We start from the raw sequence: 19799 nt of genomic DNA, 5'->3' as shown, positions 1-19799 counted from the left end.
CTCATCGCTCAATCAGTGGTGTCCAGTTGGCCGACTTGCTCCATAAGAGGTGCAGCGAGTCATCGGGCACCCCATGTTCAAACGCCACCATCAATCCAAGAGAACCAAACCCTTCAGTTGCCGAACCGAAAGGCCCTCGCCTGCGACAGATATCTGCGTACACGTCACCAGGCGTGACCTCCGGATGCGCCCATTGTCCATCGACGATCCACTGCTCGCTCAGCGATTGCAGGGAATTTTTCTCCGTCATCAATTCCCCGTAAAACAGGGGAACCGAAGGAAACCGCTGTTGCAGGGTAGCGATCGCCCGCGTATGCGCGAGGCCGACGACGATCGCCACCTTGCCGTCCGAATAGTCGTTGCGCCAGCCCTCGAGGAACGAAGCTAGCTGAACACCCGTATACGCTCCGTCATCGACAACAAGGTACCGTTCATCCGGCTCGAACTGGGACACGTCGTGCGGATAGTATTTCTCGATGCCGTAGTTCCGGTTCACGATGCGCGTGACAACTTCACCACTCTTGCCCGGCTTGGTTACGCCGTTGACGTCCGGCGGGCCGCAATAAAAATTCAGGCCCTCGATGCGGCCGGCCAAAGCATCTCGCCAGTGCATGCCCTCACCCACGTCTGCTGATCGAAGAAAGTGCGTTGCCGCGTCTTTGAGCGCCTGTCTGAGACTCGACTCAAGCTGTTCGCCCGTCCGGTAAACGAGATGCCGCAGAATCAACCATGCAAGGGACTTCTCGCTCGGGCTCTCAAACTGCTTCATCCATGACTTCACCCGCTCCAGGGACAGCGGAGCCCGGCGGATGCCGACCTTGCAGAGCGAGCGAACAGCCCTTTCCAGTGCAAGCTGATCAAAGCCCGCAGCGCTTCCCTCAGCCGGGAGCAGAGTCATCGCGATATCTCCAGGTCCATCAGATCCGAGGAAGAAAGAAATCGCGCTCCGACCCCGTGTGCCGATACATCGAGCGCGTGCCGTCCAGCCTTACTCGAAAGAAATGCCAGCACGGCCTGACGAGCCTCTTCCCTGACACGTAGTGTGAAAACGCAGTCGCTGACAACACATGGCCCGTGTTCGACAATTGCCACCTTCTCGTGAAGGTTTCTGCCAATCCTGGCGACGAGGATGTCACCCGGCATCGATAATTTCGTCCTCGGCGGCAACGCGCCGAGCGTGCGCTGACTGAGCCGAAAGCGTTTCGGCACAACGGGGTCGCCCGCGACGAAGTCTCCGAGATGGAAGACCGGCCACGGGCACTGCGCGATCTGCTGTGAGCTGAATGTGCCGCGGGTGACAGCCAGCGTGACGTCGCCAACTTTCTGCCCCCGGCGACTGCCGTGATCCATGCGACGCGCGCAGGATGAGGCGTGATAGGAATAATCGAGACGGCGCTGAGCCATTTCGGAAGGAACCGGAAGGGGCGGCGATATGACGCCTGCGCCGCTGATCTGACGGAGCGTCACGGTCGATGTTTCGCCACTCTTCTTGGCGAGCACAACGAGGTACGTCTGCGCCTCTGTGCCGGCGAATACGCGCCGCGGAAGTTGCACAACCTGCTCAACGCGGTGCTCACGCAACAGCGCGCGCCTCACGCCTTCGAACTTTCCGGCAGCGATAAGACCGTCAGGGAGAATTAGGCCAAGCGCCCCGTGCTGCTTAAGCAAACGCAGATTCTGCGCAATGAAGAGCAGGTCAGCACCCGCATCGTGTATCGATTTCAGCGACCCAGACAGACCGGCGTCCTCCAGGATACGACCGAAACTCTTTCGCCAACGCGGGCGGACGTACGGGGGGTTACAAACAGCAACGTCGACGCTGCCGAGCGACAATCCGATCCGCTCGGCCAGATCGTCATCAAGGACGTCATGGACGTGATGCCTGAAGCTGCCCTTGCCGGCGACCGATGCATCTGTGAGCGACGTCGCACCATGGTCGACATCGACCGTAACTACCTGCGCCCGCTGCCACTTGTCCCGGGCCGCGGATGCAAGCGCACCCCGCCCCGAGCCCAGTTCCACAATGAGTCGCGGGCGCCGCGCCTGTATCGCGGTCACAAGACTCGTGCTTACCCATTCCGCAGTGTAGTAACGTCCCCAGCTATCGGCAGTCGCACTCGGTCGCGAGAGGTCAGATTGTGGGGAAAGCATCGAAACTCCAGGCTAGTAACGTTGAGGGTCGCTGAATCGAGAATGCTGTTGTCAAGCCTTTTACCGCACTTACGCACGATTGCGCGCAGGCAAATGATCTCGCAAGCTACTAATTTATGGGGCGTCGGCCGACGCGCGCGTGATGGTAACCCACTGTCTGCGAAAGAACACGCGACACGCATGTCCAGTCGGACCAAGTCCAACGCTTACGATGCCGTCAGCTCCTTCTGTGATCTCATAAATTTCGCGCACACGCTCCAACGACCAACTTCGATCTTGATTCTGAAAAACGTGCACATGTCCTACCTTCAGTTTTTGCGCCGGGATGCGAACGGTTTCAGGCGCCTCTGTGCATATCGCAACTTCTTGATCCGTCGTCTTTCTCACCGCCACCTCCATGTCGCCTCTCACGGGCGTGGGGTTGCGATGGTACGCGTCAAGCAGCTTCTGAAATTTCGCTGTCATACCCTCACGATGTATCAGCAGCGCTGCGACAAGCACCCGTGCCGTCGATTCTGTGATGACTTGGGCACCCGTCGCAATTCGCTTGACGCTGATCTCTGCGAGACCTAGTTGCTGAGCTGTCTGGGCATGGGTCCACCCCAGCTCGGCCTGCACTGAACGGAATTGCTCAGGGTTCACGGTATTGGTTCACAAGCTCTCGTTCGTATCATTATGATACTTTAGCGTGTGCTTCCTGCGCAAGCATCCGACGCACGTCAGACGCTGCAGCCCACAAACGAGACGTAGTCGGCCGTACGCCCTGAGGCATTAGTCGCGGGAAACGAAGTGCGCAGCAGAAACGCATCCCGATCACGCTGATTCTTTCGTCAAAAGAGCGGATTCGACGGCGAGCGTCGGTCAGTCGGACGCCTTGCTTTGCGCTTGTGACGTCTCCCAACACCATCATTAAAGTGATACAGCGATGCGAGCGATTACCCGGCCGTTTGACATTGCGTCGGCTAAATCCGTGCATCAAGGGCCGCCTGCAACACGTCTACACCGGCTCCTATGTCTCACGAACGTTTCGCCACTTCAGGTCGTGAGTGTGAGTTTGCAGTCGTACGTAGTTGCAGTCCTGCCGCGTGACGCCGCCAACGTCGGCAATCGCTGGTTGACGACGTTGAACGCAACTGACTTCAATGTCAGCTATGGCCGAGGACGCGACCGTCCCCACCATCATGACGCTGCGCTATCGGCTGCCGAGACGGGTTTCCAGCAGCTTTTCGCATTGCGGCAGCTGACCATCCCTCGCTTATAATTCGGAGTGGAAAGTCAACGCGCCGCACTGGAGCTAAAGCTATGAGTCAGACCCGCGGGCGAAATGCGGGGTACCGAGAAAAGGCGAACAGCCGACAGCCTCATCACCTGTCTAAACCCAATTCCTCCTCCCGCAACCGTACGTCCTCTCAGCCGCCTTCTAAAGAGCCCGCTGCGACGGCCTCCATCATCAAGACGCGGTCGTTTCAGTTTTTGGTCAATGCGGTCGGCGCTGAGAATATCGCGTTGGCGCTGGATTCCACTCTATCGCGTGTCGCGGAGCTTACGAAGGGCGAAAGATTCACGCCCGAGACTGCCTTCCACATGGAGACCACGCTCGGTCTGCCTCATGGGTTTTTCGATCAGCCCTACCCTGCCCTTTCGCCGGAACTCATTGCTCGCTTGAAATCGCCCCTCGAGTTTGTTCGAACGGACGACGACGTGGACGACGACGCCAAGACGCTGACGGCATCGGCACCGGCCGTTCCAGTCACACAAAAACAGTTGTTTGTTGGTATGCGGTCAATTAACGACGCCCATCAGGGTTGTTGAACTGGGCAATGACTTACCTCACTTCGGCGGGCATATTCCAAGGAAGAAGCGCGGCGTAGTCGTCGACGGTCTGCGCGAGCGGCAGGCCTCGGAGTAGCCACGTGAGGTATCGATACGGATCGATACCGTTGGCTCTTGCCGACTGGACCAGTGAGTAAAGATTCGCGCTCGCATGCGCGCCGGAAACCGTATCGGCAAACAGGAAGCCCTTGCGTGCAACGACGAACGGCCTAATCTCGTTTTCACACGCGTTGTTCGAGATTGGATAGTCGCCGTTCTCAATGTAGCGGCTCAGCTTGTGCCACTGCCGATTCAGATATTGCAGCGCTTTGCCCAGCATGCTACCCGGCACGACGGCAGGCAGATGCTCAATCAACAATTGCTCGATGACGGCGAGCACGCGAGCGCTATAGCGGCGGCGTAATCGCAGCCGGCGAACGGCGCTCCACTTCGCACTTCGCGCCTCAGCCGCGAACAGCTTGCCGATGAGGCTGGTGAAGCGAGTTGACAGAAGGTCCGGAGTGCGAGCGGCTTTGGGCACCGTATCTTCCGCCTTGACGAACGCGCGCCTTGAATGAGCCCAACAACCAAGATGGACGAGCTGATGGTCGTGCGCGATGCCGCTATACAGCTCATATCCATCGGTCATCAACGCAGCCCCCGATTTAACGCCCGCATATAGTTGCGCGGCGTGTTTTGCACCGCGACCGGGCGTGTAAGTGAACAGTCGGATGGGCGGTCCCGAACCGTTCATTTGCGCCCAGACGTAGCTCTTTGTTTGCGGTCGGCGCCCGGGCTCCTTGAGCACCTGGAAGGTCGTCTCGTCACCATAGATCAGATCTGCTTCGAGCAACGTGTCGCGCATCAGGTTGATCACCGGCTGGGTCGCAAGCCCAACCCGCACAACGCTGACGGCAACCGTGTTCGACGAGATGTCGCCGCCGAAGCGTCGCAAGAGCCCGGCCTGACGATAGATTGGCATGCCGAACTGGTATTTGCCGGTGATGATCCACGCCAGTGCCGATTCGGTAAACAGGCCGCGCGGAATGATCCGCTGTGGTGGCGGCGTTACCTTGATACCCAGATCGCAACAGGGGCAAGCGTACTTGACGCGTTGATGCTGGATGACGCGGATATGCTCTGGAATCACGTCGAGTTGCTCGCTGGTCTCAACGCCGATTTCCACGAGCGCGTGGCCATCGTGACCACAGAAGCGCTCGGACTCGGGCAGCTCGTGCCGGACGACCTCGCGTGTCAGGCTCGGATCGAGCGGCTTGCGGCCGCGCTTCTTGCGTGTGTGGGCAGACACCGCTGTATTTGCCGTATCTTCCTGCGCGGGCTGTCCGCCGGAGACCGTGAGCGCTTCGGCTTCATTGAACAGACCAAGCTGGTCCGATTCGCGCGATTCGCTAGACGCGCCAAACAGTTCGCGCTTGTACGCTCGCAACCGCTCTTCCGCGAGATCCCGCTCCGCTGTCACCAGCCGTAGTGTGCCGCGCAGTTCGTCACGCTCCTGCTGAACGGCACCAAGTGCGTCGCGTGCGGCGAGCAACTCCTTCAGTTCCTCGGCAGTGATCGTGACATTGATCGGCATGCCCGGTTAGACAGGCATGCTGCGTCGATGTTCAGCTCACACGGGCGTAATATCGCTTTGGGTGCTTCTTGATGGCGGCGAGGTCCACGCCCTGTAGAAGCCAGCGTAATTGCTCTGTGCTCAGCATCACGACGGCCGCATCGTTGGGCCACGCAAAGCGATCATGACCTTCGAGCCGCTTCAGGAGAAGCCAGAACCCATTGCCATCCCAGGCAATAATCTTGATACGATCGTGACGTCGGTTGCCGAACACATACAAGGCCTCGTCCAGCGGATTTAGCGACATCGCCTGCTCGACGAGGATCGACAAACCATTGATGCCCATCCGGAAGTCAACGGGATCGCGGTGAACGTAGACCTTCAGCCCATCGTCGAACCGGAACACGGTAGCCTCCCGAGCATCTGGACGATCGTCGCCAGTTCTTCGAGACTCGCGTTGCCCAGCTCGAACTCGACGCCATTCGGCAGCCGCACATGAAGTGCGACGACCATCGACGGCAGGGGCGGCGACCGCTCTTGAGTCACATCGGGCGGTGCCAATGGCGCGGTGACAACTGGAATGAATGCCGGCGCCACGCTCGAGGGCACCGATGTCGGAGTATCGATCAGCGTGCCGTCTGCGACCCCTGATGCCAAGTTCTGCTGAACCTGCGCCATTCGCTGCTGACGGTAACGAGTGATCCACTTGCGAAGCTGATTCGGATTTACGTCATGTTCCATGGCCGTGCGCGCGATAGACACGCCGGGCTTCAGGCACATCCTGACCAGTTCGTCGCGTGCGGCTTCGTCATACTCGCGACGGCCATCGCGTTTCGCGCCAATCACCAGGCGGCTCTTGAGGTCTTTGTTCTCTGTCATCAGTGTCAGTGTGCAGGTGTCCACGTGGACACCTAGCTTCTGACCTTCTGCCCCTAGATGGAAGGGCGTCTTTTATTGACCGCTTACGTTTGTTGCGGACGGTGCGTCCGAGGATGCAAAAATGCCATCTCAGAAAGCGAAGAACCCGCATAGCAATGCGAAGACCGGTCAAGCTCAACTGGGCAAGCAGACAACCGGCAAAGCCGCTGCAAAAACCGCTTCCGGTCGACGCGCAACAATCGAAGCAGCATCGCCCCAACAATTGAGCCTCCACGATGGCGCCACGGTCGAGAGCATCCGACGCGCGAACCTTCATGTGCTCACCGAGCGCAACGGTTCGAAAGCCAAGCTCGGTCTCGTCATGGGTATGACCGGATCCAACATGGCGCATCGACTGCACGGCAAGAAGCGCATGGACGAGGCAGAGGCGAACCGCTTTACGGAGCGGCTTGGTTTGCCAACTGGCTGGTTGGACCAGTCGCGTTCCGAAGCGGAAATTCCCGAGTCCGTCTCAGTTTTACTCGCGCCCGCGTCACGCGCTCGCGCGAGCGCTCAAGAGCAAGCGTCTCGCGCAGCCACCGTTGACGCCGGCGCACTGAACGTATCGGCTCCTACTCCGCGGGCAAGCGAGACGCCGTCGGCTACCCCGGAGAGTGAACAGGCCCCGATTTTAACCGAGCCTCAGATCAGTAGTGTAAAGATGGCGGGGGCCTTCGCGACGAACGAGACCGAACAACCCGCGACAACCGATGCACACGCCGTGGAAGACGACGGTGACCGCGTACCGGCACGCGCACTCGCGAACGCTGAGTTTCCACCGGCTTCGGCAACAGGTCTGCGGGGTCTGGAAGGTATCTCGCCAATAGCGGAAGCGCTGCTCAAGACGCTGGCGGGCAAAGCGCGCACCGGTCGGTTAGACGAGTTGACGGCACTCGAGCTACTACACAAAGCAGTAATGCTCTGACTGGGCCGCCCGCCCCGTGCATGATGCACTTGGGCTTTTGTCACTGTCTGCTGACCTTGGGCGCGTCGGGCGAGAGCGTTTCGCGGACTACCCGGCACTGCACGCCTACTCCACGCGCGAATTCCGCCGTTTCTGGCCGTTCTTCCTGCAATGGACCGAAGGCATGGAGTGGTCAGGCAGGCCGGAGCCGGTTCGCGCGTCGGCTTCAATGCAGCCGCCCGGTTCGTCGCGTCCGCAGTGCGGAGGTCAGGCCAGTTTTGTTGCGAGCACCTTCGCGATAATCGAGGAAGGCGCTCCGACGAGTTGTCGCACACGAGCCTGCACGTCCGGCGCCGGAATGCCCGCTGCCGCCGCGGCCTTGACCGTCGCGTCGTAAGCGTTGAGCACATCGATAGGCGCTATCTCGTAACCGTAGCCGGCATCCATCCATCGCAAAGCGCACAGTCCGCAGGCCATTGCGAATGACGGCTGCTTCACTGCAAATTCGCGCGCCGCGCGCGTGAGCGTTTTGGGGTCTGTCGGGTGATTCTTCGCAAGCGAAAGCGCAATATCCAGCAAACCCGCGTCTTTCGCTGCGGCGAACCATTTGCCTAGCGAGCCAGGCTCCGATTCAATGAGGTCGGCAAGAATGCTTTGCGGCGCACGATCGGGATACTTCTTTGCGATTGCCCGAAAGGTCGCAAGGTAGGTCCCTGCCCGATTGGCAGCGAGCGCGTAGCGCTGATAAGCCTCCTCGGCCATCCCACAGTCAAGAAGAATCGCCTCGCAACGCCGGGCGATGTCGCCTTCCGGGGCGTTGAGTCCACGGCTCGATTCCGCCAGACTGACCGCGTCGCCGGGACGGCCGAGCGAAACGAGGGACTCGACCGCCCACCGGCGATACCACCAGAATTTGAGTCGGTCATGACTGACAAGCTCCAGCACCTCATCGAAGCGACCGGCCGCGTGTAATGCGCTCAAACACGGTATGGTCCCGACGAAAAATCCGTACTCGTCCGCCTGCACAACATGCCGGGTAAGCGGCAATAAGCGGTCTGCCCATCGAGAAGCGAGCTCGGGCGTGATACATAATGTGCCCCAGTGTTCGCCCAGACTCTCGATGTACGGCATCTGATCCTCTTGTAACGCTTCGAACAGCCGTGCTAACCAGCGGTCCCGCACCGCTTGCGGCACGTCGGCCGCGGCGATCACCGGCACCAGCACATCGATTGCGCGATTGACCGCGCTGCCCAGAGCGCCCGAGGAACTGTCAACCTGCTCGAGTGCAGGCGACAATTTTTCGAGCAGCAGGACTGCGCCCTCTGCGCCCAGCACTGGGGCGACGCGTGCGGCAGAACGGATTTCAGATATCGCTTCTTTGATACGCTGGATCGGCAGCGCCGATCTCCACCCGAACGCCGAGCGTCTGAAGCGAGGCGCGAAAGTCCATTTATGTGCTGGCATGCGACTTCACCATAGGCCTAGTTGTCGGTGTGCCGGTGTGCGTCGACGGATACGCGCGGCAGGCGAAAGCTTGGCATAATCGAAGCGACACATGCTACCGCTCGCTTATGCCCTCATCGACTCGCCTTCGCACGAAGCGAAAACCGTCACGCGGCACGCTGGCGCATTACCGCGATCGCATCGTCGAGATTTTAGGTGACGCGCGCGGTCAGCGCGTCATGATCCGCTCGATTCATCCGGATGGGCGCGAGCGACTGACGGCCGTCAAACTGGGCCAATCTGCTTCCGCTTGAGAGCCAGTTGTTCTGATCCGGCCGCGTGCATTCGCCCACGCCTGAAGTCTCAAGACGTCAAGACGCGTTGACCGCGCCTTGAAGGCCTTACCGGTGGAGAACCTGACCGTCATCGCGGCGGCGATCTTGACAGCCTCGCCGGTCAAGGCCCGGGAAGCGATCGCGAAGCAGCGAGCGAACTCGTCGGCAGTATCGGACCGATCGGTCGTCCGTCGATCACGCGTCGGCAGCGGCAGTAACTTCCGGGGAAGAGTCCCGTCCGACAAACACTTTCAGGGTGAACCGATTGGAAACCGGGCAGTAACCCATTGCGGCCAGCGTGACGTGGGAAACTACGCCGAACCGTCGGTCATCGAGGCGGTGACTGAGTCGCAAGTCAAGAGATGCTGATTGCATATTTGCAGCCGGCGTCGCCAGGCGCACCGCCTTGAGCTTCGCTTCCAGCGCATCCACATCGGCCCGCAAATCCCCAGTGGCTGCCCCGCGCGCCAAAGTCGCGCGCACCAAGTCGATCACGGGCGAAATCGCCTCGGTCAGTTTCGGCGACCGCTTGAGCTACCGCCCTTCACGCAGATTTTCGTTGTTGCTGAGATTCAACCACCTCGGATTCGCCCGGAAGTAATCCCAGATGAAAGCGCAAGCGTTCGTATCGCGGCGGCAGGCTGCAGTCCCGCGAGGTCAAGGCTCACCCCATGACGCGCGAATTCCGCATACATCGTCTCGAGGACCGCGACGTACAGGCCTCCCTTGCTTTGGAAGTAGTAATAGAGCATCCGCTCGTTGCTATCCGCGGCCGTGGCAATGGCGTCGACGCGGGCCCCCGACAGTCCACAGGTTGAAAACCGCTGTGTCGCCGCCCTCCAGGCTGCACCGACGCTTGCCCCGCCGGGAGCTCTGCGTTCATGGTCGTCGCCTCCCGCGATGCTGGATACACGTGGAGTATGCGCGCGGCGCTCAAGGGTGGCCGTGGAGGCGTCCGGAGTCAGTTCCACGGTGCCCGAGACTTATATTACAAAGCTTTCAAGCGTGATAATTGTTATTATCACGCTTGCATTTAATGGCGGTGGCTTGCCACTGGCGACTAGCGTCGTCGGAGCGAGTCCATTCGGTAGTCCAGCGATCGTACTCATATGTACTACATATCGATTTTTCTAGTAACCCAATGGGCGCCACGAATCTACGCCACGCGGAGTTCGTCGCTCGCGCCGACGTCCACCTGTTTCTGTGCGAGCTCTTCGACGTCAAGCTCAAGTGCAGACAGCCGGGCAACTTGGACGGGAAGCAACGCGTAGGCGATGCGAAGCTCATGGAGGCGTGCCTTCCAGTAACGAACGCTTATCGGCAAGGGAGCTGATGCTGTACGTACTGCCGTCACCACTTCCCGTAAATGAGCGAGTTCACGGTCAGCTTCCAGGGAGGTCCGCTTGAGCACGCCAGGCGAAGTAGCGGGGACGTGATGTTTTCGGTCAACTGCGATTGTCTTCATACGCTGTGCATCTCCTGATCCATTGAGACCAGCGTATCGAGGCTCTCGAGAAGTCAAGGAAGGATGCGGGCGCGTAACCGGCCTTGGGGCCTTGGCTGTGAACGATGGGGCCATGCCGGACTCACGCGAAGGCGTGAGCAGCGCAAGCGCTGCATCGGCCGATACCCTTCCTCTTTTTCAGGGCCCGGCGGCTTCCATGCGCGTGTGCAACGCTCGCCCCACCACCGAAGCGAATCCGCATTGCGAATCAGGCGTCGCACGCAATCGTCCACCGCTGCCTTCGGAACCCGACCCGCGAGCGCCGCGGCAACGAGGGCATCTAGGCATCGACGACGACGTCAACTACCGGGATTTCGTAGCCGTAGCCGGCCTCCATCAATGCAGCGCGGACCAGGGCACACTCCATCGCAAACTGCGCCTGCGTCGCCTCGTAATCTCGCGCCGCGCGGATGAGCGTTTTCGGATCGGTGGCGCTAGGCCGACCAAGAGACCAACGACTAATGCGTTGGGAGCAGCGAGCAGATGACAACTCTGCTATCGGTCTGTCAGTCCGGAGAGCGATCGCCTCCGTCGAGCAAAATGGGATGTTGCGCTTCCCATTCCCTACGGGTTTTCGCCAATTCCTCCGCGAGCAATTTTTCGTCGGGAAGCACTGTGTGGTACTCGGCGGCAAGCACCTTGTTGGGCAGGCCGTCGAGCGCATAGCGTGCGATCGCTTCGTTGGTTCTTGCACAAAGGATCAGGCCGACTGGCGGGTTTTCGCCCGGCAGTGTCCAGTGTTCCTTCGCGTAATTACAGTACATGTGCATCTGCCCGACATCCGCATGATTCAGCTCGGTCAGTTTGAGATCGATGATTACGAGACAGCGCAGTCGTCGATGGAAGAAGAGCAGATCTACACGAAACCAGCTGTCTCCGATGCGCAATCGCCGCTGCCGCCCTACGAACGTGAAGTCGCCGCCCAGCTCAAGCAAGAAGTCCTCGAGCCGGTGGATGAGGGCGTCTTCAAGGTCGCTTTCCGAATACTCGTCCTTCAAGTCAAGGAACTCGAGAACGTAAGGGTCTTTGATCGCTTCTTCGGGCTTCATCGTGTCGCCCGGAGCTGCGACGGCGCCCTTGGCGAGCACTGCGCGCTTATCGTTGGACATCAACGTGCGCGTGTAAAACTGACTGCCGATCTGGCGTTCGAGCTGTCTCACGCTCCATCCACCACGCAGCGCTTCGCCTTCGTAGAACGACCGCTCTTCCGGCGATCGCGTCCGTCGCATTAGTCGCACGTAATGGGTCCAGGACAATGGAAAACGTTCAGCCAACTGCTGGAGCGAGAATTTCCGAATCGGTGATTCGGATTTTGTTCGCGAGGCGCGGGTCGCAGATTTCCGAATCACCGATTCGGTAATCTCGCTCGGCGGATAGCTCTGGTAGAAGAGGCGCATCAGTTCCAGATTGTCAGCGCCAAAGCCCCTTCCAAACTGCTTCGTCAGATCCGCTGACAGGCGTTGCAAGAGCGCCTGCCCATACTCAGCTCGCCCCGCCCGCCCTGCTCCGATTCGACAATCCGACGGCCGACCAACCAATAGGTCGCAGTCATCAGTGCATTGATGCTCCGCGCTGCGGCACCCCGGCCGTCTTCCAGGAGCGCGACCACATCGCTAAGCGTGTCCCTGTAGGCGCCTTCAGGCACGAGCACATCGGTCATCTTTTTTGTTTCCACGCGTCTTTTTGGAGGGGAGCGAGCCAATCGGTCGTCAATGTTGAGTGTGCACAAAGCTGGAAAGCATACGCGATGAACGACCGTCGCACACCTCACGCCTCTTTCTCGCCACACTTCGCCGGACGCGGCCATCCCGTACACCCGAGTCTCTCTAATTTTCTACCGCTATTTATTGCCTATCCTAGCGGACCTCGAACCGTTCGCTAGCTGGCACCGGTTCAAGTCCGTTCCAATGTGTGCGGCTGACCTCGTATTTTACGCGCAGCGCCCGCGGTCCGCGCCGCGCGGGTGATGGTCGCTCGGCAGGCGGACAAAGGCAGCTCGTCGGAGGCGCTTCGAGATCCAGCCGAAGGGAGCACGAAATTCAGCGAACTCGCCTGTTACGGGGTAATCGTCCTTTTCGTGCAAAATCTGGCGGTTTCACCCCAACCCCTTTATTTACTGGGCTCTCGGGGCGTTTCTGACAGTGGTCGTCAACTCAAAACGGCGCCTGCGGTAACATATCAAGCCGCGAATTTGGATCGCGCCGCTTCGGGGGAGTCAGGACATGCCGGGCCTGGAACTTCGCTATGCGGGACAGGATCGCCTGCCCACCCGCTTGACGAATTTTGATGTTGAACGTCACTTCGCGCTCACCGAAAATGATGTCGCCGCGATCAACGCGCACTTCCGGCGCGACCGGCGCGCGGGTGCCGCGATTCAGTTGGTCTTCCTGCGGGCGAGCGGCCATACCCTTGACCATGTTGGCACCTTGCCGCGTCAGTTGCTGCGGTACGTCGGTGAGCGGCTCGACCTACCTACCCCGACGATTGCCTCGCTTCGCACGCTCTACCAGCGCTACAAGACGCAGTACGAACATCAGATCTGGGCTTGCGAATATCTCGGACTGAGGTCAATCGAGACGGGCCATTGGGCGGAACTCGAAGCATGGATGCGACGAGATGCCACCGAGTCCATTACGCTCGACGAGCTGTTCCAGCATGCCCATTACTGGCTGTATGAGCAGCGGATCCTGATACCCGCCGAGCGGACCCTGCGGGATCTCGGCCGTTCCATTTGGTCGGACATCGAGTGCGACGTGCTCGCCATGATCAAGGCGACTGTCACGGAAACGCAGCTGATACGTGCCGATGCCGTCCTCGCTACCAAAGAGGGAACCTCCGGCATGAGCGTTCTCGAATGGCTAAAAACACCCCCTGCCCGTCACAGTCCTTCGACCCTCATCGAAACCCTCGCGAAGGTCCGTTTCCTCAAGGAGCTCGGCGCACATGAGTGGACGCTTGATTCTATGCCAATCGAGAAGCAGCGTGCGTATGCACAACGCATTCAGGCGCGCCGTCCTGCAAAGGTTCGCGAACTCAAGGCGTCGACCCGCACAATCGAGCTGATCTGTTTCCTGCGTGTGACCCTGCTCGATCTGACTGACGCGCTGCTCTATCAAACGGGGCGTCGAGTCTCCGATCTTGTGCGGCAGGCTTACGACCGCACCACGGTCCGACAGGCACGATCAGCAATCGAGTACAGGCAGAAGTTGGTCGAGATCAAGGTGCTTGTTCAGGATCACGAACGGCCGGCGGAAGACCGCATCGCCGAGATTGCAGGGCTGCTTGGTGATGTCACGGACAAACCACCCACGAGCCATGCAGCCAGCGTGCGAGAAGCGCTTACCGACGATCATCTGCGTATGCGCAACTTACTGGGTCCGTTACGAGAGTTGCAATTCGCCGGGCGGGATGCGGAACCGAGCCTGCGACAGCTCGATCTCATCGGCGCTCTACATGATAGCGGCACCACCGAATTGCCGTCCGACTGCGACGTGCCGGTCAGTGGCGGCTGGCGTGATCTAGTCAAGGGCGACGATCGGGCACGTGCACTGCGTGCGCTTGAAGCGTCGGCAATCACGGGTCTGCGAAAGGGACTTCGCCGCGGTTCCGTGTAGATCAACCACAGTTTGTCGTTCCGGGAGCGTGACCAGTTGCTGATTCCACCCGTGCAGTGGGAAAAGGAACGAGAGCGGTACCTATCGTCGCTTGGCTTGCCGGCAACGGCTGAGCCTCTCCTCGAACGGCTGACGGAACATTTGAAGGCTGGTCTGGCAGCGCTGGAGGAAGCGCGCGAGGCAGGACGCGTAACGATCGGCGTCGACGGCGCGCTGCATCTGACGACGATCGAAGCGTTGCCGACCGATGGCATACCGAAACGCACGCGGGATCTGATATTCAAAGAAATTGGCACTGCGCAGTTCGCCGACGTGATCATCGAGATGGACGTCCACACAGGCTTCAGCGAAGTGCTGCTTTCGCGCAAGGCGCGCAATGCAGACGAACTCATCGCGCTGTACGCCGCGCTGATCGCCCACGGCACGGAAGTTGATGCAAAGAACGTCGCTGCAATGATTCCGCAACTGGATCCAACGCACATTTCGACGGCCATGCGCTCCCTCGAGATGCCAGGTCGGCTGCCACGTGCCAACGAGCGCGTCGTGGAATTTCAACGTACGCACGCCATTACGGAACTTTGGGGTACAGGGCGCCGGGCATCGAGCGACTCAATGAGCCTGGATACGTCACCGCACCTCTTCTATGCCCGGGTCGATCCGCGGCGACGGACCCATGCGGTGGGCATGTACACCCACGTGCTAGACCAGCACGGCATTGTCTATAACCAGCCGTTCGTTCTGAACGAGCGCCAGGCAGGCGTAGCGATCGAGGGCGTAGTGCGTCACAACGAGAGCCGTGATGACGTCGGACTGCTGCGGCTTTCTGTAGACACGCATGGATATACGAACGTAGGGATGACGGTGTCGAAGCTGCTTGGTTTCGACCTCTGCCCGCGTCTGCGCAACCTCTCGGAACGCAAGCTATATTTGCCGAGAGGCGTTGCCGCTTCCGGCAAACTGGCGGCGGTCGTTGCCTACGAGAGCTCCCACACGGCGATTCGCGAGGGCTGGGACGAGCTGCTTCGTCTCGTCGCGTCGATTTACTCGGGACGCTTGAGCGCTATTGTCGCGTTGCAGCGATTCGGTAGCGCAGCGCAGGGCGACCCCGTATTTCGGGCCGCCGACCGTCTCGGCAGGTTGCTACGCACGCTGTTTCTGTGCGACTACTTCAGCAACACGGAATTTCGTCGTGAGATGCACACGCTGCTCAACCGCGGTGAATCGGTTCATCAGCTGCAGCGCGCGATCTACACCGGCAAGGTCGCGCCAGAGCGTGGACGGCGTCGCGACGAAATGATCGCGATATCCGGCTCGTTGACGCTGCTAACGAACGTGGTGATTGCGTGGAACACGCAGCGCATGCAGGCAACCCTCGACGCCTGGCAAAAGAAGGGGCAAGGGATTGACGATGACTGGTTGCGGCGATTGGGACCGGCGCACTTCGCGCATTTTGGAAAAGCTTTGACTGGTCTGCGCTGAACCGCTTGCACGAGAAGGGCTTTGTTCGCGACCCCGTCAACCGCTCTAAATCGGTGAGGCCGACCGACGAAGGCTTGCGGGAAGCGGAGCGGTTGTTCGCAACGTACTTTGGGCGCTCGCCAAGCCCCGAATCCGAGGCCAAACCGGCGTAAACAACATCATTGCCCGTCGACAATCGGATCGTGCAGTACCGCTCCGGCCCTGCGAAAACGGAATTTCGACAAGCAACTCCTCGATGCGCCGTGCAGTTCGAGATCGTACGCCGCTGGCGTGACTGCTAATCGCATGATGTTCGTCGATGGAAGCGCACCCGGGGAACCCAGATACGGCGCGGTACAAACGTACACGCGATGCGATGAGCCGCGAGAACGCCGGATTTTGCATCAAAAGGACAGGATTCAACTATACCGACAGTCAGACAAGCGCTTGATGTTAAACGTGATTTAGAAACAAACCGCCAGATTTCGCACGAAAAGGACGATTACCCCAAACATCGCGATCTTTCGGGTCCACCTTGTTCAACCAACGTTCGAGCGGTAAAAAGCACGTCCTGTTCAAACCGATCGGGAGTACCAGACGCTCGACTTCTAGGATAAATCGAAGTACGTCTTTGTACAGAAGGTCCGGATAATTCCCCGCCCCGTGTCGACTCCACTCGTTTATCAGCATTCGCCCCGTCTCTACTAAGGGCGCGTACGTAACCGGTGCGCCTGCCGCTAGGAATTCCAAGTGTCGGCTACGCAGCAACAACATTCTGTCATGCGTCGTTCCGAGCGGCGCGCCGCAACAACCGCGGATCGGTTTCCCATTCATCGCGCGCCCCAAGCGCGATTCGCACAAATTCTGGATGACCGGGGTTGAGCAGATAGTTGGTTTCAGCAGGGACGACCGCGCTCGGCACGGCAAGCACCGCGCTCCTTCGCTTCTGCGCCCACATCGCACCGATTTGTTGCAACTCGGCCCGCGCACTAAGCTCTCGCCAGTCGGGCGGCAACTTCGCGGCTTCTACACGTTCGATGAGGATCTCAGGGATTCGGACCGGAATCATCACATACCGCGCCCGCAGCGGCGAGTCCTGTACAAGCATTTCGAGCAGCGCGAGCGATTGTGTCTGTGCTGTATAAACGACCGCGACGCCTTTTGGATTCCACCGTCCACCGAAGAGTCGCGCGCCTTCGCCAGAAAAGGCGCTATCGGCATACCGTTCTGTCACTACCCGCCATGCCGTCAACGTCATGCAAAGATTCCGTGCTCAATGCGCCCGAGCGTATCCATCACGCTATCGGCACCAACGTCCGTATCGAGAAGACTGAGCGGAGTGGCGTCTCCAAGCGCCGCTGCCGGCGCCTTGAGCCACCCGATTGCCAGATCGAGATCTTCAAACACCTCCGCCGCGCGCGCCGCGACACGCGCGAGTCGTAGCAGCTTGGCCGACTCCTCGCGGCTGAAGACTCCTTCGCGCTTGCGCCGCGCCAAGGTGCGCTCCGGAATATCGAGCGCCTGCGCCAGTTCCGATTGCGAAAGCGAGATGGATTTGAGCATCGAGTCGAGCGCCTGCGAGGATATGCCGTGACGGACGATATCCACCCATTCAAGGCCGGACCGAGGAGCGCGCGGCAGGACCGCGCGTCCGCCCAACAACGAATCCGCCGAAATTTCATCGTTGAACGCCATAGCACCTCCTGCCATTTGGCATCCATTTTACACCAAACTGGCAGCTCCCGTGGCGGGGCCCTCCGCCCTCGCCTATCCAGCCCGCAATTTCTCTCCGCGATCGAATCGTCGGCAGCCTCCGTTGAGGGCGGCCTAACCGCCCCAAGGTTCATAATGAATTGTGCAGATCAGCGCGCCGCGTCGCGGCAGGGGCCCTTAGTCGCTCGCCGCGCCACGTCTCCGCTCATTTGACGCTCCAAGGCACCGAGGCGGTCAAGCACTATGTCACTTCGCTTGGGAAAATGATTTTCCACGTATGGACCCGGCGGCTCGCCTAGCATCGCCCATGAGTAGTGACGCCGGTGCGCGCGGACTCGTGAAGGCAGCTAACGCCATGAACGCGCTCAAAGGAGGTTGCGAACGAACTGTCAGCGCGCGGCCGTTCGTCGCGTACGTTGCCGCGGACGTTGGTGATCAGAAAGCGCTAAGACACGTTGCCAATGCCGCCGTCGCGCGGCGGCCGCCTTGCGCGTTGCTGAAAGACCAGGTTTTGCCGGCGGCACGCGCCGCGCCGAAGAACGTCGAAGGGACAAGAACTTCTCAAAGTATTTCAAGCGTCCTGGCTCTCCGCAGGCATTCGGAATGCTACTGCATGCGCTACACCAACGATCCGCGGAGCAGCCATGAATTCCGAGCCGTTTGATGCGGTAGAACGCGCTGACAAGCGCCGCAGAGAACTCGGTGATGGAGACGTGAAGCAGAAGCCCGACGGCACGATCGAACAAAAGGAGCACGCACCATGGACGCCTCCCTTGTTCCGAAGGGAAAACCCATCCCGAACAGGGACCGTATCAGCCTGCGCACGATCACCTCGACCCCGATGTCGAACCAGGGTCCCAGCACGGCCATCCAACGAACAAGCCAGACTCGGAAGCCTGATCGACGGTGTCGAATCCTGTCGTACCTGGCAGCGCTGAAACAGTGCCAGCGTCGACGCTCAAGCCAGGATCGACGCGACGAGCGCTGCGTCGCCATCCGACCACAGAGCGAGAGCACGTGCTGTCCACACTTCGCAAAACTCCCTGACCGCTTCATGCCCGCATCGGATCCGCGCCGGTCGCAGCGCCGTGAATGGCACGCGCGTTGCTGAATTGACCACGCGCGGCCGCTCAAGCTTTTAAGCGAAACAGCAGCCCACTATCCCGCAACACGCGGCTTTCTCGGCCGCACGACGCCAGCGCGGCTGATTCAGCGCTGAGACGCGCAGCAGCCACGACCGCAAACGACGCATCCGCGTTCCTCCCGGTCGCTGCGCGATCCAAATTATCTTGCAAATTTGATTGCGCGCTAACCGCGCAAAGAAATCGTTCGCCTTGAAAGGAGCTTTTGATATGTTCGTGCACAACAAACGCCTGCAATACACTGTCCGCGTGGCCGCTCCCAGTCCCGGCCTTGCCAATCTTCTGCTCGAGCAGTTCGGCGGGCCACAAGGCGAACTGGCCGCTGCCTGCCGATACTTTACTCAGGCCGTCGCTGAAGATGATCCCGGCCGCAAGGACCTGCTCTTCGACATCGCCACAGAAGAACTGAGCCATCTCGAAGTCATCGGCTCGATCGTCGCAATGCTTAATAAACGTGCCAAGGGGCAACTGGCTGAAGCGGTGGAATCGGAGGCTGAGCTTTACCGGTCGCTTAGCGGCAATGGCAACGACTCGCACACGACCGCTCTGCTCTATGGCGGCGGCCCGGCGCTGACCAACTCGGCCGGCGTGCCCTGGACCGCAGCGTATATCGACACCATAGGGGAACCGACAGCCGATCTGCGCTCGAACATTGCCGCCGAGGCGCGCGCGAAGATCGTCTACGAGCGCCTCATCAACGTGACCGACGATCCCGGTATCAAGGAAGCGCTCGGCTTTCTGATGACGCGCGAGATAGCCCATCAGAAGTCATTCGAGAAGGCGCTGCACTCGATTCAACCGAACTTCCCGCAAGGCAAGCTGCCGGGCAATCCGGACTTCACGAGCGTCTACTTCAACATGTCGAAGGGCGACGACGGCCGCGGTCCCTGGAACCAAGGAGGCGACTGGAAGTTTGTCGAAGATCCGCAACCGGCCGTCGACGGCGGTGATGGCACGGCGACGGTGCAGGTATCGCAACGAGACGTAGTGGCGCTGCAGGCGCTGGCAATACGGACCGCGTCTGACCCGGATAGCAATCCGACGACTGCCGCGGATCTCGGTTCGGGCCAGACGGTGTAATTCATCTCTGCCGATTCCGCCGCCGAAAATCGCGGTGGCAGCTTCGGCGTTCTGCCGGGTCACGCCGCGCTTCGTCAGAGCGAGTACCGCCCGGCCACGATCAAGCAAATATCGCAAGGAGCATAGCAATGCCAACCATCACATCGAAAGGC

General features: G+C 60.0%; 17 protein-coding genes and 3 pseudogenes. 7 read left to right on the top strand and 13 right to left on the bottom strand.

Going from position 1 to position 19799, the window contains the following annotated elements; translation table 11 throughout:
- Window position 1: 1 nt before the first annotated feature.
- The 3 genes from QCE48_RS16475 to QCE48_RS16465 form a co-directional block, all read right to left on the bottom strand.
- Window positions 2-898 carry a hypothetical protein gene (locus QCE48_RS16475; RefSeq protein ID WP_309788521.1) on the bottom strand — a complete coding sequence of 299 codons (897 nt, stop codon included), beginning with the start codon at window positions 896-898 and terminating at the stop codon, window positions 2-4.
- Complete coding sequence (locus tag QCE48_RS16470) at window positions 895-2151, bottom strand: N-6 DNA methylase (RefSeq protein ID WP_309788520.1); 1257 nt, start codon at window positions 2149-2151, stop codon at window positions 895-897. Before QCE48_RS16470 ends, QCE48_RS16475 begins: the two co-directional genes overlap by 4 nt.
- 114 nt (window positions 2152-2265) lie before the next feature.
- Window positions 2266-2793 (bottom strand): hypothetical protein, encoded by a 528-nt coding sequence (locus QCE48_RS16465; RefSeq protein ID WP_309788519.1) that lies wholly within the window; start codon window positions 2791-2793, stop codon window positions 2266-2268.
- 660 nt (window positions 2794-3453) lie between these two features.
- On the opposite strand from QCE48_RS16465, the pseudogene QCE48_RS16460 reads away from it, so the two are divergent.
- Window positions 3454-3912: pseudogene (locus QCE48_RS16460) on the top strand (hypothetical protein); the annotation flags it as partial.
- Between the two features lie 64 nt (window positions 3913-3976).
- Here the strand turns inward: QCE48_RS16460 and tnpC are convergent.
- The 3 genes from tnpC to tnpA are packed head-to-tail and all read right to left on the bottom strand — an operon-like array spanning window position 3977 to window position 6439.
- Window positions 3977-5557, bottom strand: coding sequence for an IS66 family transposase (tnpC, locus tag QCE48_RS16455; protein ID WP_309788518.1), 1581 nt, complete (start codon window positions 5555-5557; stop codon window positions 3977-3979).
- A gap of 31 nt (window positions 5558-5588) precedes the next feature.
- A complete protein-coding gene (gene tnpB / locus QCE48_RS16450) occupies window positions 5589-5942 on the bottom strand; it encodes an IS66 family insertion sequence element accessory protein TnpB (RefSeq protein WP_250481241.1) in 354 nt (117 codons plus the stop codon).
- A complete protein-coding gene (gene tnpA / locus QCE48_RS16445) occupies window positions 5918-6439 on the bottom strand; it encodes an IS66-like element accessory protein TnpA (RefSeq protein WP_404983400.1) in 522 nt (173 codons plus the stop codon). The genes tnpB and tnpA overlap by 25 nt, the downstream gene beginning before the upstream one ends.
- Before the next feature lie 97 nt (window positions 6440-6536).
- Between tnpA and QCE48_RS16440 the strand changes: the two genes are divergently transcribed.
- Window positions 6537-7379 (top strand): hypothetical protein, encoded by an 843-nt coding sequence (locus QCE48_RS16440; protein ID WP_309788516.1) that lies wholly within the window; start codon window positions 6537-6539, stop codon window positions 7377-7379.
- A 246-nt stretch (window positions 7380-7625) separates the two neighbouring features.
- Here the strand turns inward: QCE48_RS16440 and QCE48_RS16435 are convergent, their stop codons facing one another.
- From QCE48_RS16435 to QCE48_RS16415, 5 genes and pseudogenes are all read right to left on the bottom strand, one after another.
- Window positions 7626-8822 carry a hypothetical protein gene (locus tag QCE48_RS16435; RefSeq protein ID WP_309788515.1) on the bottom strand — a complete coding sequence of 399 codons (1197 nt, stop codon included), beginning with the start codon at window positions 8820-8822 and terminating at the stop codon, window positions 7626-7628.
- Window positions 8823-9331: 509 nt separating this feature from the next.
- Complete coding sequence (locus tag QCE48_RS16430) at window positions 9332-9631, bottom strand: hypothetical protein (RefSeq protein ID WP_309788514.1); 300 nt, start codon at window positions 9629-9631, stop codon at window positions 9332-9334.
- 77 nt (window positions 9632-9708) lie between these two features.
- Entirely contained in the window at window positions 9709-10107 is a 399-nt protein-coding gene (locus QCE48_RS16425; RefSeq protein WP_309788513.1) for a TetR family transcriptional regulator, read from the bottom strand.
- 185 nt (window positions 10108-10292) lie between these two features.
- Complete coding sequence (locus QCE48_RS16420) at window positions 10293-10601, bottom strand: hypothetical protein (protein ID WP_062643788.1); 309 nt, start codon at window positions 10599-10601, stop codon at window positions 10293-10295.
- A 545-nt stretch (window positions 10602-11146) separates the two neighbouring features.
- Window positions 11147-12300: pseudogene (locus QCE48_RS16415) on the bottom strand (YhcG family protein).
- 562 nt (window positions 12301-12862) lie between these two features.
- Here QCE48_RS16415 and QCE48_RS16410 point away from each other — a divergent pair.
- The 3 genes and pseudogenes from QCE48_RS16410 to QCE48_RS16400 all read left to right on the top strand — a co-directional run.
- A complete protein-coding gene (locus tag QCE48_RS16410) occupies window positions 12863-14254 on the top strand; it encodes a DUF4158 domain-containing protein (protein ID WP_309788512.1) in 1392 nt (463 codons plus the stop codon).
- A 324-nt stretch (window positions 14255-14578) separates the two neighbouring features.
- On the top strand, window positions 14579-15733 hold the full coding sequence (locus QCE48_RS16405) for a transposase (RefSeq protein ID WP_309788953.1): 1155 nt from the start codon (window positions 14579-14581) through the stop codon (window positions 15731-15733).
- Window positions 15706-15885: pseudogene (locus QCE48_RS16400) on the top strand (DUF6429 family protein); the annotation flags it as partial. The gene QCE48_RS16405 and the pseudogene QCE48_RS16400, both read left to right, overlap by 28 nt.
- A gap of 605 nt (window positions 15886-16490) precedes the next feature.
- Here the strand turns inward: QCE48_RS16400 and QCE48_RS16395 are convergent.
- Complete coding sequence (locus QCE48_RS16395; protein ID WP_309788511.1) at window positions 16491-16970, bottom strand: RES domain-containing protein; 480 nt, start codon at window positions 16968-16970, stop codon at window positions 16491-16493.
- Window positions 16967-17407, bottom strand: a complete 441-nt coding sequence (locus QCE48_RS16390; protein WP_309788510.1) for an antitoxin Xre-like helix-turn-helix domain-containing protein — start codon at window positions 17405-17407, stop codon at window positions 16967-16969. The genes QCE48_RS16395 and QCE48_RS16390 overlap by 4 nt, the downstream gene beginning before the upstream one ends.
- A 373-nt stretch (window positions 17408-17780) precedes the next feature.
- On the opposite strand from QCE48_RS16390, the gene QCE48_RS16385 reads away from it, so the two are divergent.
- Window positions 17781-18089, top strand: a complete 309-nt coding sequence (locus QCE48_RS16385) for a hypothetical protein (RefSeq protein ID WP_309788509.1) — start codon at window positions 17781-17783, stop codon at window positions 18087-18089.
- A 688-nt stretch (window positions 18090-18777) separates the two neighbouring features.
- Window positions 18778-19647, top strand: coding sequence for a manganese catalase family protein (locus tag QCE48_RS16380; RefSeq protein WP_309788507.1), 870 nt, complete (start codon window positions 18778-18780; stop codon window positions 19645-19647).
- Window positions 19648-19799 lie beyond the last annotated feature (152 nt).

Source organism: Caballeronia sp. LZ024 (genome assembly GCF_031451455.1).
GTDB classification, from domain to species: domain Bacteria; phylum Pseudomonadota; class Gammaproteobacteria; order Burkholderiales; family Burkholderiaceae; genus Caballeronia; species Caballeronia telluris.
Note: the sequence above shows the minus strand (reverse complement) of the source record. Positions and strands in the feature narration are given on the sequence as shown.